Genomic DNA, 17,057 nt, shown 5'->3' with positions numbered 1-17,057 from the left:
GAAATTGCTTATTTGTGTAAATGTTGAGTAAATTCTGACAAACTGTTGACAAAGTAATGATTACTTTGAGTAAATATCTAGTAGAGGTGATGAAATGTATATGATAGAGAGGCAACATCAAATTTTGCAGTTTATACGTCAACATAAGGTAGTAAAATTAGTAACACTTACAAAAGAGTTTAATGTTTCAATGGAGACGATCCGTCGCGATGTCCAACAGTTGATGCAAGACAAAAAAATCGAAAAATTTTATGGGGGCGTTAAATACATTGAGCCAATAGAGGGACTAATCGATCAACGACTTCACGAACAGTTAACAGAGAAAATTGCCATTGCCAAAGCATGTGCTTCGCTCGTTCAAGATGGGGAGTGTATTTTTATTGATAGTGGAACAACCACCTATCAAATGACACCATTTTTATTGGACAAGGAAAAACTAACAGTGGTAACAAATTCACTACCTGTAGCATTTGATCTAATTGGCTCTAACATTGAGGTTATACTGCTTGGCGGTAAAGTACGTCATTCTGAAAAATCAGTGACATCGAATGAATTTTTGTTTCGCTTCGAGCACCTTAATATTAATAAAGCATTTATTTGCGCTAGCGGCGTTTCAATTGAAAAAGGCATATCTGATTTTAGCTTGGATGAAGCCATTACTAGAAAGCAAATTATTTCCATCTCTCAAACAGTCTATGTAGCTACAGATTCCTCAAAATTTAATAAAGATGTAGCAATTCAAGTTTGTCCAGTGAATGACATAGATGTCATTATCACAGATGACGCCCTTTCCAAAAAGACGATTCAACATTTTTCGGATAAAGGTGTTCAAATAAAAATCGTCAATATAGCGTAGAGCCAAAAATAAATAAAAAAACAACTAGTGTGAGTTTGAACTGAACCCTATTTTGTAGACAGTTTAATAAAAAGGGATTTAGTTGTTCTTAAGCTGCGATCAGATGACTTCGGTAATTTGCCGGAGTCATCTTTTTTAATGTCCATTGCTTTCTTGTATGGTTGTAATGATTCATATAGTCTACGACAAGTGTATGTAATTCCGCAAAACTTTCTGCCTCCTTGTAATCTACCTCATCCTTAAAATGCCCAAAGAACGATTCCATTGGCGCATTATCGAGGCAGTTCCCACGACGTGACATCGACTGTTTCAGCCCCATTTCTTTCACAAGTTGCTGAAATTCCGGATGTGTATAATGGAAACCTTGATCTGAATGAATGATGGCTTCTGGATGGAGGTTTCCATCTAAATGAATGTTTAATTGTTCAAGCGTCTCATAAACAATGGACATCTTAAGGGTTGTTGATAACACATAGGCAACGATTTCTCGTGTCGCGACATCTTTTACACAGGATAAATAGGCCGTTTGACCACCTCTATATTGTAAGTACGTAATATCGGTTAAGAATACTTTTCCTGGCTCATCTTGGTTGAACTCACGGTTTAAATGATTCGGAATACGGCGGTGTGCCTCTGTTGCTTTTTCTAAGTGGCGATATGGGTTCGCACGGCGAATTTTAGCGTATAAATTGAATTTACGCATCAGACGAAGAATCTTTTTGTGATTTATTGGTTGGTCTAATATATCCACTAACGCCATATAAAATCCACGATAGCCAATCTTTCCTTTCGCTTGATCATAAATCGATTTTAATAGTAAGTAATCTTGATAATCCGATTCTTCACGTAGTGCATCCTTTTGCGTATTTTGAAGCCATTTATAGTAACCACTTGGGCTGACATTCGCTACTTGACATAAATAGCGTGTCATGTTTTTGAGTTGATACATACGAATCGTTTCGTTGATTGCTTGGTATTTTTCTCGAGGTTTTAGAAACGTTTCTTCTTCGCCTGCCTTTCCATTTCGTCGAGCTTTTTTAGGAGCGTTAATTCTGCTTCTAGTAGTCGAATACGTGCTTCGGCTTTCTCTAATTTTTTGTCCGCTGCTAATTTTTCGGCACGAGGGCGACCTGTGCTGCCTTTCCCTCGACGCTCTTCTAGAAATCCTTGTTCACCTTGTGTTTTATAGGTAGCCTTCCAACGCCCCAATGAACTTTGAGCTTTTTTAATTCCGATCATTTCTAAATCAAAACCCGCCTCCTGAAAAATTTGGACAGGACCTTTTCCAGCTAGATTTTCTTGAACAGCCTTTAATTTAAAGTCCGCTGTATATTGAATAGAGCGATCCGAAACAGACGCCACGTTTGGATTCTCTTCAATTTGTCTACGTTGATGGTCATTAAAAATAATTTTACTCATGATGTTCTCCTGTTCTTCAATCGTATGGTCAGTATAACGGGATTTTTCGGTGATGAAAATAGAAAAACCCCGAATAGGTCCACTTTTTTTAAGTGTCCACTATTCGGGGTTCAGTTCAGTTCTCCAACTAGTTGTTTTTTATTTTATATAATGGATAGCTTGCGCATTATTTTTGAGAGACCATCCTCATCTACATGGTCCGCAATATGATGAGCGACTGCCTTCACTCGCTCATGGCCATTCCCCATAGCAACACTTGTCCCAACAGCCTGTAGCATTTCAATATCATTTATGCCATCACCAAAAGCAAAGGCATCTTGTAAAGTGATGCCCATTTTCTCAAGCACCTTCTCAATACCAGCGGCCTTCGAACCTCCTTTTGGCAAAATATCACAAGAATAGGGATGCCAACGTACAAATTGAACATTCGGGAATGTTTCATTATATAAAGGTTCATCTTTTTCTTCCATAAAAATAAGTGTTTGATATACATTGTTCTGCATATAATAAGATGAGTCTAATTCTGGATACGGATATTTAAGAGTATCTAAGCTTTCAGCTACCATAGGATGATCTCCAACTGAGGCAATCATCCGTTTATCATCTAAAAACACTACGGGTTCGTTACGTGCCTCACCAAAGGCAATAATTTTTGCTAGTTCATCCTTGGCAATCCCATTTGTATAGACAACCTCACCTTTATAGACAACATATTGGCCATTGAAGGTAACATACGTATCGATCTCTAATTCTTCTAGTAATGACTCAATCATAAATGGTGCTCGACCAGTAGCAATCGCCAATTCATAACCATTACGACGTGCTGTTAAAAGTGCCTCTTTTGCAGATGAGGGTAATTTTTTTTCACTGTTATAGAGAGTACCATCGACATCAAAAAATAAAATTTTGTTCATTCTATTAACCCTTTCCATAAATATTATTCTTTCAAGTTTAATGACTTTACACAGACAATAATTTTAATTATAATGATCCTAAGGAGTGATGTGCCATGCTGAAGAAACTCAAACGGAAATTGTTGAAGCAACTTCGTGGCGTACTCGGAAAAAAATCAATTGCCTAACATTTGCCCTTCATTATTTGAAGGGCTTTTCTTTATTTTAGAGGAAGTGCGTGATAATATAAAGGAAATGCATTTATTTGGCTATACGCAACCACTGTCTCACTACTTCCTATACAATTTTATAACATAGTGCACATCTGAAGCATTGAGATACAAGTATTACAAATGTACATTTCTTCAATAAAAGAAATTCGTTGTTTTCTTGTAGCACGTGTGTGGTAGTAGTCAAAGGTGCAAGAAAATTGTACGCAATTAAAGGAGAGCAAACTATGATTTACAAAGTTTATTATCAAGAAAATGCAAATGAGATTCCAGTTCGCGAAAATACTAAAAGTCTATACCTAGAAGCTACTTCAGAACGTGAAGTACGTGAAAAGCTAAAAGACCGAAACTACAACATCGAGTTCATTCAACTGCTTGAAGGTAACTACTTAGAGTACGAACAAGCAAGCCCGAACTTCGTCTTGGAGGAAATTTAACAAACATGAAGTTTGTTAAAAATGACCAAGCAGCTGTTTTCGCGCTCGGCGGACTGGGCGAAATCGGCAAAAACACTTATGGCGTTCAATTTCAAGATGAAATTATCTTAATTGACGCCGGTATTAAATTCCCAGAAGACGACTTACTAGGCATTGACTATGTTATTCCTGATTATACGTACTTAGTACGTAATGTCGACAAAATCAAAGGACTGTTTATTACCCATGGACATGAGGATCATATTGGGGGTATTCCATACCTTTTACGTCAAGTAAATATCCCTGTCTATGGCGGTAAGCTCGCACTTGGCTTATTACGTAATAAATTAGAAGAACATGGCTTGCTACGTACAACAAAACTAATTGAAATTAAGGAAGAGGATGTTATTAAATTCAGAAAAACATCTGTTAGCTTCTTTAGAACAACACACAGCATTCCTGATGCCTATGGAATTGTTGTTAAAACACCACCTGGTAATATCGTTCACACAGGGGACTTTAAATTTGACTTTACACCAGTGGGTGAACCAGCCAACCTAACAAAGATGGCTGAAATTGGACGTGATGGCGTTCTTTGCTTACTATCTGATAGTACTAACGCTGAAAAGCCTAATTTCACAATGTCAGAGCGCACAGTTGGAAAAAGTATCGATGAGATTTTCCGCAAGGTGGACAGCCGTATTATTTTTGCTACCTTTGCGTCAAATATTCACCGTTTACAGCAAGCCACAGACGCAGCCGTAAAATATGGAAGAAAGATTGCTGTCTTCGGTCGTTCAATGGACAACGCTATTACGATTGGCCGTGAGCTAGGTTATATTACTGCGCCAAAGGATACATTTATTGATGCTCAAAGCATCAATCGACTTCCTGCCAACGAAGTGATGATTTTATGTACAGGCTCTCAAGGTGAACCAATGGCTGCCTTATCACGTATTGCCAATGGTACGCATCGTCAGATTCAAATACAGCCTGGCGATACAGTTATCTTTTCTTCTTCACCAGTACCAGGTAATACCGTAAGCGTTAATAAAATCATTAATTTATTGTTCCGTGCAGGGGCTGAAGTCATTCACGGCGCATTAAACAATATTCATACATCTGGTCACGGATCTCAAGAAGAACAAAAACTGATGCTTCGTTTAATGAAGCCTAAGTTCTTTATGCCTATCCATGGTGAATTCCGTATGTTAAAAATGCATACACATCTAGCGGAAGATTGCGATGTTCCACTAGATAATACATTTGTTATGGAAAATGGTGATGTTCTTGCACTAAGTGCCAACGAAGCACATGTAGCGGGCCGAATCCCTTCAGGAGATGTTTACATTGATGGCAATGGTATTGGCGATATCGGCAATATTGTGTTGCGTGATCGCCGCATTCTTTCTGAAGAAGGTTTAGTGATTGTAGTGGTAAGCGTTGATATGGAAAAACAAAAAATTGTTTCTGGTCCTGACATCATCTCACGTGGATTTGTCTATATGCGTGAATCAGGCACGATGATCAATGAGGCACAAAAAATGTTAAACCGTCATCTGAATGAAACAATTCAAAGCAAAACACCTCAATGGACAGAATTGAAAAATGAAATTACAGACGTTTTAGGACCTTATCTATTCGAAAAAACAAAACGTCGTCCAATGATTTTACCAATTATTATGGAGGTTTAACCTCATAAAAAGAAACTATGTAAAAATTTACATAGTTTCTTTTTTATTTTTGAAACCTCCTTTTTATTTTTGCGTATATAGTAATAACAACATCAAAAAGGAGCGTTTTTATGCTAGATAAAATTCTACATTCCTTACTCAATAGTAAATCCAAACGCCGTTACTCTTCATCAAGTAGCCGTAGCAGATATTCAAAACGACATAATTATTATGGTCATAAGCATTATAAGCGTAGCTCTCGTAAAAGTTCACGCAGTTTTTTCAGCTCTATGAGTTTCTTTAGTAGCTAATGTGGTGGAAACGACTATCCGAAAAAAGTTTTGACCAGGCTGTTGAACTTTACATTGCCAAACATCCCGATTTTTCTTTTAAAAAATTCCTTGGCTATGGCTCATATGGTCGTACGTATTTAATTGAAGATCGCTCTTCAGCAAGTCTATTTGTTTTAAAATGCTTGCGTCCCAAACATCGTCATCACCAGAAAACCATTCAAAAATTTCAACAAGAAATACACATACTCCAGCAACTATCACTACCCTATGTTCCTACCATTCATTCAACAGGAACAATTCAAGATTGCCCATTTTTTATGATGGACTATGTCAATGGGCAAACTTTTGAGCAGCTTATTTTTCAAAACGGTGCCAAATTTTCAACCGCTCAATCCCTTGCTATTACAAAGCAACTATTAGAACAAATTGTACAGTTACACAATTATGATATTGTACATCGCGATTTACGGATTCCGAATATATTGTTAGTGGGTCAACAATTGCATATTATTGACTTTGGTCTAGCTACCACTTATCAAAAGCAAATCGATATCTCTACGATTGAAAACCCAAAACGTGCTGAAAATCATATTAGTGATCTTTATTTTGTCGGCCATTTTTTATTATTTTTACTATACTCAGACTACAAGCCAAGCAATAAAAAAGAGAAAGCTTGGCAGCAGGAATTGAAGTTACCATCCAATGTCCAAGATTTTCTTGAGCGCCTATTATGGATTCAAGAACCCTTTGCAAGTGCTTTAGAGGCCTTGCAATCTTGCCCCCATCCATAGATAAAAACCATTAAAAATAGAATTGTTCACCACCAAACGTGAACAATTCTATCCTTGAGTTCAAATATTAAAGTATTTTGCAGTTACATATGCAATCCAATGATACGCTGGGTCTAAACGTAGATTTTCAATTAGTCCTTTAATGATTGCTTTACCATAAGTAGGATTTTCTATTTCTTGCTTTAACAACTCAATGGATTCTTTTTCTATAGAATCCTCAGCATGATTTATATTTTGCTCCAATAATTGTAGTAAAGCATCTTTTGACACGTCTTGCTCACACGGCTTTGCAATAAACGGCACAAGATCTGCTGTAATAAAAGGAATAGTTGTATGATGTGCAATAATATCTGTCTTTTCTGCTAAAGATTTAGCTAATTGCTCTAAATCAAGTGGCATATCTGAAAAAATAAAAAGCTCAGCATAGCTCTTCATAAATCCTTTTATGCAGTACATTACATCATATTTCGTTTCTTGTAATTGATCCTGATAAAGTTGCTCAAGCATATAGAGAATTGATTTCGACATTTCTGCTTCATACGCCGTTATTTTATGAAATAGCTCTTTTTTTGTTAAAAAGACCTTTTCATTAAAGAATACACGTGCGGATGCAGAATGGTCTTTGAATGCTTGAAAAATGCTTTTATAAAATTCAACCAAAACAGTTTCTTTGTTATACGTTCCTCTGACTACTTGGTCAACATCTATAATAAACTGCTGTAAATAGTAATCAACCATTGATATAACAAGCTCATCTTTGGTTTTGAAGGATAAATAAAATGCACCTTTAGAAATCCCGCAGCGGTCTGTAATTTGCTGTACTGACGTAGCTTCAAAACCCTGTTCGGAAAACAGTTCTAACGCTTTCTCCATAATTAATTGCTTTTTTAACATATTTTTAACTCTCTCCTAATGCATTTCGTTGACAAATGACCGATTAGTCATTAGTATAAATAATTGAATTTAGATAGTCAATAAAGGGTAGGTGTGAAGGTGAAAGGTTTAGTTAATTTTGTATTAAAGAACAAATTGGCAGTATGGTTATTAACAATTATCATCACTGTCTCTGGTATTTATTCGGGTACAAGGATGAAAATGGAATCGATACCCGATATTTCGATCCCGTATTTAATTGTCATGGGCGTATATCCTGGCGCAACGCCTGAACAAGTCATGAATGAGCTTTCCATTCCGTTCGAAAAATCCATAGAAAGTTTAGAAGATGTGAAGGCTGTTTACTCAACATCCTCTTCCAACGTAGCACAAGTTCAAGTGGAATACGACTATGGAATTGATATGGATGAGAAAAAACGACAATTAGAGGCAGCTTTAGATAATCTTAAACTACCTGAAGGCGCTCAAGAGCCTACTATTATGGCAATCAGCATGAACATGATGCCTGTAGTCGCTTTATCTGTAAGTAGCTCTAAGGAAGATATTGTTGATTTAACTTCAACAGTTGAAGATGTTCTACTTCCTAAAATCGAAAAAATTGATGGTGTGGCATCCGCTACTATCACAGGTCAGCATATTGAACAAGTATCATTTAAATATGATGAAGAAAAAATGGCAGCACTTGGTTTAACAGAGGATACTGTTAAACAAATGATTCAGGCAAGTGATATGTCACTGTCACTTGGTTTATATCAATTTACTGTCGGCGAACAAGCAGTTTCAGTAGACGGTAAGGTAAAATCTGTGGATGAACTGAAAGACTTATTAATTCCAGTTACACCTTCAGCTACAAATCCTTCACCTTTCGTTCGTCTAGGTGATATTGCAAAAATTGAAGTAGAAGGTAAAGTGCAATCTGTTTCACGTACAAATGGTCAAGATGCCATTGCTATTCAAATCGTGAAAGGCCAAGATGCCAATACGGTAACAGTTGTCAATGCAGTCAAAGACCTTATGAAGGATGAGGAAAAACGATTAGACGGCTTAAACGTAGAGATCTCTCTTGACCAAGGTGCCCCAATCGAAGATTCTGTATTTACAATGATCGAAAAAGCAGTATTTGGTGGCGCAATTGCCGTATTAATCATTTTACTATTCTTACGTGATTTCAAATCAACGATTATCTCAATTATTTCTATCCCAGTTTCTATCTTCATGGCATTACTTCTATTACACTGGATGGATATTACATTAAACATCATGACCCTGGGCGCGATTACCGTCGCAATTGGCCGTGTTATCGATGACTCAATCGTAGTTGTAGAAAATATTTACCGACGAATTCACTTAAAGCAAGAAAAGCTTACAGGTCGTACCCTCATTCGTGAAGCAACAATTGAAATGTTTAAACCAATTCTTTCTTCAACATTAGTAACGGTAGCTGTATTCGCTCCCCTTATTTTCGTAGGTGGTATGGTAGGCGAATTATTCATGCCATTTGCCCTTACAATGACATTTGCATTAGGTGCATCATTATTAGTTGCGATCACAATCGTACCTGCTTTATCTCACTTCTTATTCCGTAAAAAATTATACGGTGAGAAGACTGAAAGCCAACATAAAGAAGTTGGTAAACTTGCTACTTGGTACAAAGGTGTCCTAGAAAAAGTATTAAATCACAAAATTATTACATCTGTCATTGCGATTCTTTTACTTGTTGGTTCTCTTGCATTAACACCACTTATTGGTTTTAGTTTTATGGGATCACAAGAAGAAAAAGTTATGTACTTAACGTATACGCCTGCAACGGGAGAGCTGGCTGACGAAACGGCAGCAAATGTTGAAAAAGTAGAAAAAGAATTAATGAAACGTAAAGATGTTGATATTTTACAAGTTTCCATTACAGATGCGAAGAATGTCGATCCATCAGCAATGATGATGGGTGGAGGTGCTGGCGGTGCCTTAATGTACCTTATCTTTGATCCGGATATGGAAGACTTCCCTAAAGCTCGTGAAGAGGTTGAAGACTATGTATTTAACATCGGGCAATCAGGAGAATGGAAGTCTCAAAACTTCACTTCTATGTCGATGTCATCAAACGAAGTCAGCTATACACTGTATAGTGATGATTTAGATAAACTTCGAGATGCTGTGAAGCAAGTAGAGGGCGCTCTAAAAGAAGTGGATGGCTTAGAAGATATTAAATCTGATAATGAAGATCCATATGTAGAGCATGTGCTAAAAGTTGAACAAAAAAATGTCCTTCAATACGGGTTAACGACAGCTCAAATCGTGATGGCATTAAATTCAAATACATCACAAGAAATATTAACTACCGTGAAAAACGATGGTAAAGATATCGATGTCATCGTTCAACGCGATGCTAAAGCAGCTGCGACTTCACTTGATGATGTCTTAGCCACTGAAATTAAAACAGCATTGGGTACAACAATGACTATCGGAGAATTAGTAGATGTTGAGGAAGGTACAACACTTAACTCATTATCTCGTTCAAAAGGTGAATATTTTGCAACAGTATCGGGTACGATTATCGGTGACGATATTTCAAAAGCCACTACTGCTGCTGATAAAAAAATTGATAAATTAGATTTACAAAAAGGTGTAACACTTGGTGTTGCTGGTGTTGCTGCAGATATGCAAGAAACATTCACTAAGCTTGGTATTGCGATGTTAGCAGCCATTGCCATTGTTTACTTCATTCTAGTGGTTACATTCGGAGAAGGTTTAGCTCCGTTCGCTATTCTTTTCTCACTACCATTCGCAGTAATTGGTGCATTCATTGGTTTATTCGTTACAGGGCAAACTATTTCTGTATCTGTCATGATGGGTCTATTGATGTTGATTGGTATCGTTGTAACAAATGCCATCGTATTAGTTGACCGTATCATTCATATGGAACATGATGGTCTTGCCATGCGTGAAGCGATCCTTGAAGCTGGGGCAACACGTTTACGTCCTATCCTGATGACAGCCATCGCTACAATTGGTGCTATGATTCCAATGGCACTTGGTACTGGCGGTAGTGGATTAATTTCCAAAGACTTAGCTATTACTGTAATTGGCGGTTTATTATCTTCTACCCTATTAACACTCGTTGTTGTACCAATTGTTTATGAAATGCTATCTAAAATGTTAAAGAAAAACCGTAAAGATATTGAAGAAAATTAATAAAAAAACAGCCATTCATGCAGTCATTGCATGTGAGTGGCTGTTTTTTTTATTAATCTTCTTTCACTACAAAAGCTTCCTTGCTTTCCACACCTGTAGCAGATACAGCCTTAATGCCGTATGTATAGCTATGCTTAGCAAGAGCTGACTTGTCCACAAATTTAGTGAGGCCATCCATATTATAAACAACATCCACTATATTTCGAGGGTCATCATAAGAGCCTTCTTTGTTTCCTGTAAAACGATAAATGACATACTTGCGTGGTTGTGTTTCATTTTCGTCTATAATCTCTATTTTGCGACCTGTCGCTTCCTTTGTCACCTGCACAAAAGTTGGCACGTTCGGCACTGTGTCATCATTCCAAGTTGTTTCTGGTGTCAATGCTGTGTAATTATATAGCTGTTGACTAACAATCGTTGCATAGCCTAGTTTATTGTTTTGAAAGCTTCTTAAGGAGAAATGCATTTGCCCCTCAGCCGCTACCTTTTCCGAACGATTCGCTAGTATTTGACTAGGCAGCTCCATTTTATTTTTCCATGCTGCATCACTATCATTGCCAACTTTGTAATCAGCAAGTCCAATGTATAGATGGACAGGGTGTGTTGTTGCGTAGGTTTGCACTTCATGGCTCCACCAATCTAGCAGCGTTCCATATTTCGCAACAGATAATGTTCTTGACCAATAAATTTGTGGTGTAACGTAATCAATTGTGCCATTTTGAATCCATGTTCTGACGTCTGCATATAAATCATCGTAATTATTAACACCAGCCTTTGTATCGCTTCCTGTTTTATCTAGCGATTTATTGCGCCATACACCAAATGGTGAAATACCAAATTGAACATATGACTTTGTGTCTTTAATGGCCGTGTAAAGATTTTCTACAAGACGGTTGACATTATCTCGTCGCCAATCCTCCACCTTTTTAAAGGAACCTCCATAGTTTTTAAAAGCTGCTTGATCTGGAAAAACTTCATTAGCAATTTTATATGGATAAAAATAATCATCCATATGCACTGCATCAATATCATAATTGGCTACTAGCTCTCTTACCACTTCAACTAAATAGTCTTGTACTTCTGGTAAACCTGGATTTAAATAATACTGCTTGCCATATTTGATAACCCAGTTTGGATGTGTTCTCGCCACATTATCTGCAGCAAGGTCTGTCAGTTTTTGTCCAGACATTGTTACACGATAAGGATTCATCCATGCATGCAGCTCCATACCCCGTTTATGGCTTTCCTCTATCATGATCGCAAGAGGATCGTAGCCTGGATTTGTGCCTTGCTTTTTGCCTGTTATGTAAGATGACCACGGCGCTAGCTCAGAGGCATACATTGCATCATTTGTCGGTCTTACTTGATAAATAACAGTATTGAATTTATTGGCTTTAAGTTGATCCAATGTTTGGCGTGTCCAAGCCGTGTACTGCTCCTTCGTCATACCTGCTTTCATATCAAGATTAAGAACGGTTGAAATCCAGACAGCCCTCATTTCACTTTTTGGCTGTGTCGTGCTTGCCATGGCAGTCTTTGCAGGGATTGTCGATAGGCATAACATAAAAATCATCGCGACTAAAGTTAAGAGTTTCCATTTACTATTTTTCTTTCTCATATTTCCTCCATTTGCTATTTTTCTATTTTAGTATATGATAAGTACCCGCTTTATGCACGTCTCCGAAGCAACTTTATCGGGAGGAATGGAAGCAGTTAATAAGTTTCACGTCTACAAACGTTTCAGAAAGATTCAAAATATGTATACAAACCATAAAAAACTACTGAAAAAGCGATGAGTAATACTTTTCCTTTAACAAAAACTATAAATATAGCAAAAGAGTGAAAAAACGTAGATGAGTTGCTTCTTTACAATTTCCATATTTTTAAATTCAACCTAATTTTTGCTTCATTCATTCTTTACGCATAGATGAACTTTATGCTACAATCAACACAACTTATATAGAACGGAGGTATTCCAAATGACAGCTTCAATTAGACTACGATTTCACATTATTAATTAAATATGTGTACACTTTGCCTGCTGTGCAAGGGAAATGGAATTAGGTCTAGTCTGTTTTAGGAATACTGGAAAAGAGGGGACTGCTACTCCCCTCTTTTTTTGTGTTGTCTTTTACTTTCCACACAGGCACTACTGTTAGAAAGGAATGACGAATTTGGAACATTGGAAACGTAATACGATACTTTTTTTAAGTAGTCAAACAATTTCACTTTTTGGCTCTGCTCTTGTGCAATATGCCATTACATGGTATATCACACTTACAACGCAATCAGGCAGCATGATGACCATTGCGATTATTTGCGGCTTTTTACCAACCTTCTTCTTAGCACCTATTGCTGGTGTCTGGGCAGATCGCTATAACCGTAAATGGCTTATTATTTTAGCTGATGGTATGATTGCCTTATCTACGCTAATTTTAGCGATTTTATTTTTGATCGGCTATGATGAGCTCTGGCTACTATTTGTTATATCAGCTGTACGTGCAGTTGGTGCAGGTATTCAAACACCAGCAGTGGGCGCTATTTTACCACAATTTGTGCCTGAAGAGCATTTAATGAAGGTTAATGGCGCAAATAGTAGCATTCAAGCGTTTATCATGATTCTTGCTCCTATGGCAAGTGGTGCATTATTAACGATGGCTTCTATTGAATCTATATTCTTTATTGATGTGACAACAGCGGCTATTGCCATCGCTATCTTCTTATTATTTCTGCATATTCCTGCACATGCAAAAGCTAATCAGCCACAAACAACAGGCTATTTTAGTGATATGAAACAAGGCTTTATCTATATTAAAGAGCATGCTTTCTTGAAACAATTATTCTTGTTCTTTGCCTTTTTCATGCTGCTTGCTGCACCTGCTGCCTTTTTAACGCCTTTACAAGTTACACGAACTTTTGGCAATGATGTATGGCGTTTGACTGCCATCGAAATGGCCTTTGCCATTGGGATGTTAGTTGGTGGTATCGCAATCGCAACTTGGGGTGGCTTTAAAAATAAAGTGCATACGATGACATTATCCGCTCTATTATTTGGTCTTTGTACAATGGCTCTCGGAATCATCCCTGTTTTTTGGCTGTATCTTGGGATCATGGCCCTTACTGGCATAGCCATGCCAATCTTTAATACACCTGCAACGGTGTTATTACAAGAAAAAGTGGAAAGTGACTATATGGGAAGAGTATTTGGCATTCTTAGTATGATATCTACCTCTATGATGCCTTTAGGAATGCTAATTTTTGGGCCAATAGCTGATATTATTGCTATTGAGTGGCTACTCATCGGTACAGGACTATTACTCTTCATCCAAGGATTTTTCCTTCTGGGCAGTAAAGTCTTATTAAAAGCTGGTAAACCTACTGCTGAGCATGGTGACTCGCTAGAAAAAAAGTGAAGATTTTATTTCAGATAATTGTTGAGGATAAAATAACAATTAGAATTTAGCTTATAAACAATCATAAACGCATCTTGACGCTAAAAAAGCCCTACTTTATGTAGGGCTTTTTCGTCTTTATTCATGTCTTAAGAATAATTTCTTGTGCTTTCACATCTTGCTTCATGCAGCACCTGAATTATTATTATTTAAAAGTTTAATTCCTTACTTTTTCCTCTTTTGCCCGATTAACAACGTAATTTGTGCCATTGTGAACGGTAATGAGGATTTCTTCCGATACGCTACATACTTTGGTACCCAAAAATCCGCATATTTTAGCTTAAAGTTTTTTAATCCTTTAAAATGATAGAAATGCTGCCCATGTAGAAAGATTTGTGCAGCTATTTTTTCACTTAAAAAGGAATATCTAGACTGTCCGACATTGGATAAAGGCGACATCCCCATGTTAAAGACACGATAGCCTTCCGATTTTGCCCATTCAAATAATGATAGGAAAATGAAATCCATTGTTCCAGATGGCGAACCAGGCTTAAACCTCATAAGATCCACAGAAACTCTTTCGCCTCGATCATACATCGGCATAATACTAGCAAAGCCAAACGTTCCTTGTGCGCCACGTAAAATGGCAATATTTGAAGTGCTTAAATAATGTTCATCAAAAAAACCGAGCGAAAAACCTTTCTCTGCTCTTCCCTGCAACCATTTTGTTGATACCTCTTTCAATTCCTTCATGACTTCCTGAGAATAAGGAGGACTCAGTATTTCTACTATATAATTTTCTCGTTCAAACTTATTTTTTATCGCTCGACTTCCCTTCATTTCTTTACCTGTGAGGGTAAATTTCTCTAGATCTACAAATGCCTCCTCACCAAGCTTAAAGAAACTATATCCATACTCATGTAATGCAGAGAAAATTTTATTGTTTATCTCATAAAAGACAGGTGTATAACCATGCCGATCTGCCAATTCTAAAAATTCTTGGATAGCAGATAAAAAATCAGATTCATTTCCAACTGGATCTCCAAGAACGATAATCTTATCTGCATAAATTTGATAAGAGAATAAAACAGTTCCTTTTTCATTCCAATGTACAAATTTATCATGCAAAAAAATCAGATGTGAATACTCCGTTCCCTTATAGGTCATCAAATGATTTTTAATAGCTTCCTCATGCTCAATAGATAAAAGATTTACCATTTTCTTAGGTGTACGTATAAAATAACCTATATAAAAAATAACAATGGCGATAAGAATACCGATGACAGCACTATAAAAGAGGTCGTGATAATCGGTTATAATATAGTCCTGTAGGGCACTAGGAAAATGAATTTTGGCAGAGGGTAAATTGACATAACCAATCATCACATACATAGCTGTAATAACTGTTACTATCGCAAGGTCAAGTATGACAATTCCCCATGTCAAAACATAACTTTCTCGATAAAACTGCTTTTTGGATACCATTAATAACACTGTGACAATTACTAAAAAAATAGCTTCCTCATAATCAAGACCTTTAAAAATAGAAAATATCGCCGAACTACTTAGCACTACTATTGCGAGCTGATATGCCCTTTTTACTTTATATTTTATCCCCCTACATAACCCTAAGAGGATAAAGCCCGCCGCTACCGTCATTTGGTGTGAGACATTCATTATTGGTGAGGATAAAAATTCCTGAGCAATTTTTAGACGACTTAGCACCCCTGGCATTGCTGCAGATAGCAATAAAATAATGCCAGAAATAAACACCAATATTGTTAATAGCAAATGGCTTAGTTTTTGAAAAATAATATTAGGTAAGTCATCCCACGATTGATTCCACCGCATCCAATATTCTTTAATAAATAAGAATGCGGAAACCAAAAATGGTAGAACAAAATAGCCAATACGGTACAAAATTAATAGAAACAACACTTTTTCATCAGCAATTCCTATACTTTGTGTTCCCCACAAAAAAACGAGATCAAAGGAGCCAACTCCGCCAGGTATCATACTGACTATTCCTGCACTAGAAGCAATTAAAAATATAGGAATTAATGCGGATAATTCTATTGGAATCTTCAAAATAAACGTTAAAGCCCAAATTACGAAAAATACAGCAAGCCACTCAGCTATTGAAGTGGCCATCAATTGAAGTGATATTTTTGGTTTTAAAGAACTTTCCTTTTTATATCGAATCATATACATCGCCCAAAAAGCTGGTACATATAGGCTGACAAGAACAACTGCAATCGATAACCACCGTTCTTCTTTTAGCAATGGGAAATCCCAAAAGAATATATACATAATCCACGTTAACAAAGAAATCCCTGTTAAATAGAACAGGGTGACCGAAGCAATACTTCTGATCATGCCTTCCTTATCTTCTTTATATTTGGAATAAAAGTAATCACGTAAGAATATACCAACTAACCCTCCAAAGCCAATAAGGTTTGAAAAGGTATTTACAATAAATGAATGATTGAGCAAATTACGTCTATTGATGTTGATGCCTAATATATTTGCTAAAATAAGATCGTAAAAAATCATTGGTGTAATTGCGAAAAAAGTGATTAGAAAAATCAATAAAAGCTCCCATAGCTGAAGCTCATTCACTTCTTTTCGTAGTAAATGAACATCTATCCCACTCACTGATTGTTGGATTTCATAAATAGCTACCACCAAAAGTAATATTGGAAATAGAATCTTCAAAAATTTCAATAGTGTCTCTTTTCGGACGTTAAACATATGCCTAACCTACTTCCTATGAGCTAAATTAGAACTTCTATTACCTAAATCATTTTATTTTTTTAGGTAACGGGCTATTTCCATATTGTAACGTATTCTTTGCTATATGTATTGTCAAAGTAAAGTACTCCTATTCATACTATTCACAAACAACCGAACAATTTTGCTTATCTGCCTACTCCTACTACATCGCCTTAAAAAAGACATTTTCATTTCCCCTATACAGTAGAGAAATAAAAATGTCCATATTCAATAAAGTT

12 protein-coding genes are annotated in these 17,057 nt (G+C 36.7%); 6 read left to right on the top strand and 6 right to left on the bottom strand.

The window, feature by feature from the left end; translation table 11 throughout:
* Positions 1 to 94: 94 nt before the first annotated feature.
* A complete protein-coding gene (locus MHB39_RS04465; RefSeq protein ID WP_312125557.1) occupies positions 95 to 856 on the top strand; it encodes a DeoR/GlpR family DNA-binding transcription regulator in 762 nt (253 codons plus the stop codon).
* Positions 857 to 944: 88 nt separating this feature from the next.
* Here MHB39_RS04465 and MHB39_RS04460 read toward each other — a convergent pair whose 3' ends face one another.
* The 3 genes from MHB39_RS04460 to MHB39_RS04450 form a co-directional block, all read right to left on the bottom strand.
* Entirely contained in the window at positions 945 to 1,907 is a 963-nt protein-coding gene (locus tag MHB39_RS04460) for an IS3 family transposase (RefSeq protein WP_339281000.1), read from the bottom strand.
* A complete protein-coding gene (locus MHB39_RS04455; protein WP_333007006.1) occupies positions 1,847 to 2,275 on the bottom strand; it encodes a hypothetical protein in 429 nt (142 codons plus the stop codon). Before MHB39_RS04455 ends, MHB39_RS04460 begins: the two co-directional genes overlap by 61 nt.
* 143 nt (positions 2,276 to 2,418) lie before the next feature.
* The gene (locus MHB39_RS04450) at positions 2,419 to 3,189 is read right to left on the bottom strand and encodes a Cof-type HAD-IIB family hydrolase (protein ID WP_016994990.1); all 771 of its coding nucleotides are present in this window, start codon (positions 3,187 to 3,189) and stop codon (positions 2,419 to 2,421) included.
* Positions 3,190 to 3,625: 436 nt separating this feature from the next.
* On the opposite strand from MHB39_RS04450, the gene MHB39_RS04445 reads away from it, so the two are divergent.
* From MHB39_RS04445 to MHB39_RS04435, 3 genes are all read left to right on the top strand, one after another.
* Complete coding sequence (locus MHB39_RS04445) at positions 3,626 to 3,835, top strand: DNA-directed RNA polymerase subunit epsilon (RefSeq protein ID WP_004224712.1); 210 nt, start codon at positions 3,626 to 3,628, stop codon at positions 3,833 to 3,835.
* A gap of 5 nt (positions 3,836 to 3,840) precedes the next feature.
* Entirely contained in the window at positions 3,841 to 5,508 is a 1,668-nt protein-coding gene (gene rnjA / locus MHB39_RS04440) for a ribonuclease J1 (protein WP_036077035.1), read from the top strand.
* Between the two features lie 289 nt (positions 5,509 to 5,797).
* Positions 5,798 to 6,571, top strand: a complete 774-nt coding sequence (locus tag MHB39_RS04435) for a protein kinase (RefSeq protein ID WP_258859197.1) — start codon at positions 5,798 to 5,800, stop codon at positions 6,569 to 6,571.
* A gap of 60 nt (positions 6,572 to 6,631) precedes the next feature.
* Here MHB39_RS04435 and MHB39_RS04430 read toward each other — a convergent pair whose 3' ends face one another.
* A complete protein-coding gene (locus MHB39_RS04430; protein ID WP_342545929.1) occupies positions 6,632 to 7,465 on the bottom strand; it encodes a TetR/AcrR family transcriptional regulator in 834 nt (277 codons plus the stop codon).
* A 99-nt stretch (positions 7,466 to 7,564) separates the two neighbouring features.
* Between MHB39_RS04430 and MHB39_RS04425 the strand changes: the two genes are divergently transcribed.
* On the top strand, positions 7,565 to 10,654 hold the full coding sequence (locus MHB39_RS04425; RefSeq protein WP_342545928.1) for an efflux RND transporter permease subunit: 3,090 nt from the start codon (positions 7,565 to 7,567) through the stop codon (positions 10,652 to 10,654).
* A gap of 52 nt (positions 10,655 to 10,706) precedes the next feature.
* On the opposite strand, the gene MHB39_RS04420 is transcribed toward MHB39_RS04425, so the two are convergent.
* Positions 10,707 to 12,272, bottom strand: a complete 1,566-nt coding sequence (locus MHB39_RS04420; RefSeq protein WP_342545927.1) for a family 10 glycosylhydrolase — start codon at positions 12,270 to 12,272, stop codon at positions 10,707 to 10,709.
* A 547-nt stretch (positions 12,273 to 12,819) separates the two neighbouring features.
* On the opposite strand from MHB39_RS04420, the gene MHB39_RS04415 reads away from it, so the two are divergent.
* Positions 12,820 to 14,067, top strand: coding sequence for an MFS transporter (locus MHB39_RS04415; protein WP_036077024.1), 1,248 nt, complete (start codon positions 12,820 to 12,822; stop codon positions 14,065 to 14,067).
* 204 nt (positions 14,068 to 14,271) lie between these two features.
* Here MHB39_RS04415 and mprF read toward each other — a convergent pair whose 3' ends face one another.
* The gene (mprF, locus tag MHB39_RS04410; protein ID WP_342545926.1) at positions 14,272 to 16,797 is read right to left on the bottom strand and encodes a bifunctional lysylphosphatidylglycerol flippase/synthetase MprF; all 2,526 of its coding nucleotides are present in this window, start codon (positions 16,795 to 16,797) and stop codon (positions 14,272 to 14,274) included.
* Positions 16,798 to 17,057 lie beyond the last annotated feature (260 nt).

This window comes from Lysinibacillus sp. FSL K6-4013 (assembly GCF_038630435.1).
Taxonomy (GTDB): domain Bacteria; phylum Bacillota; class Bacilli; order Bacillales_A; family Planococcaceae; genus Lysinibacillus; species Lysinibacillus boronitolerans.
Note: the sequence above shows the minus strand (reverse complement) of the source record. Positions and strands in the feature narration are given on the sequence as shown.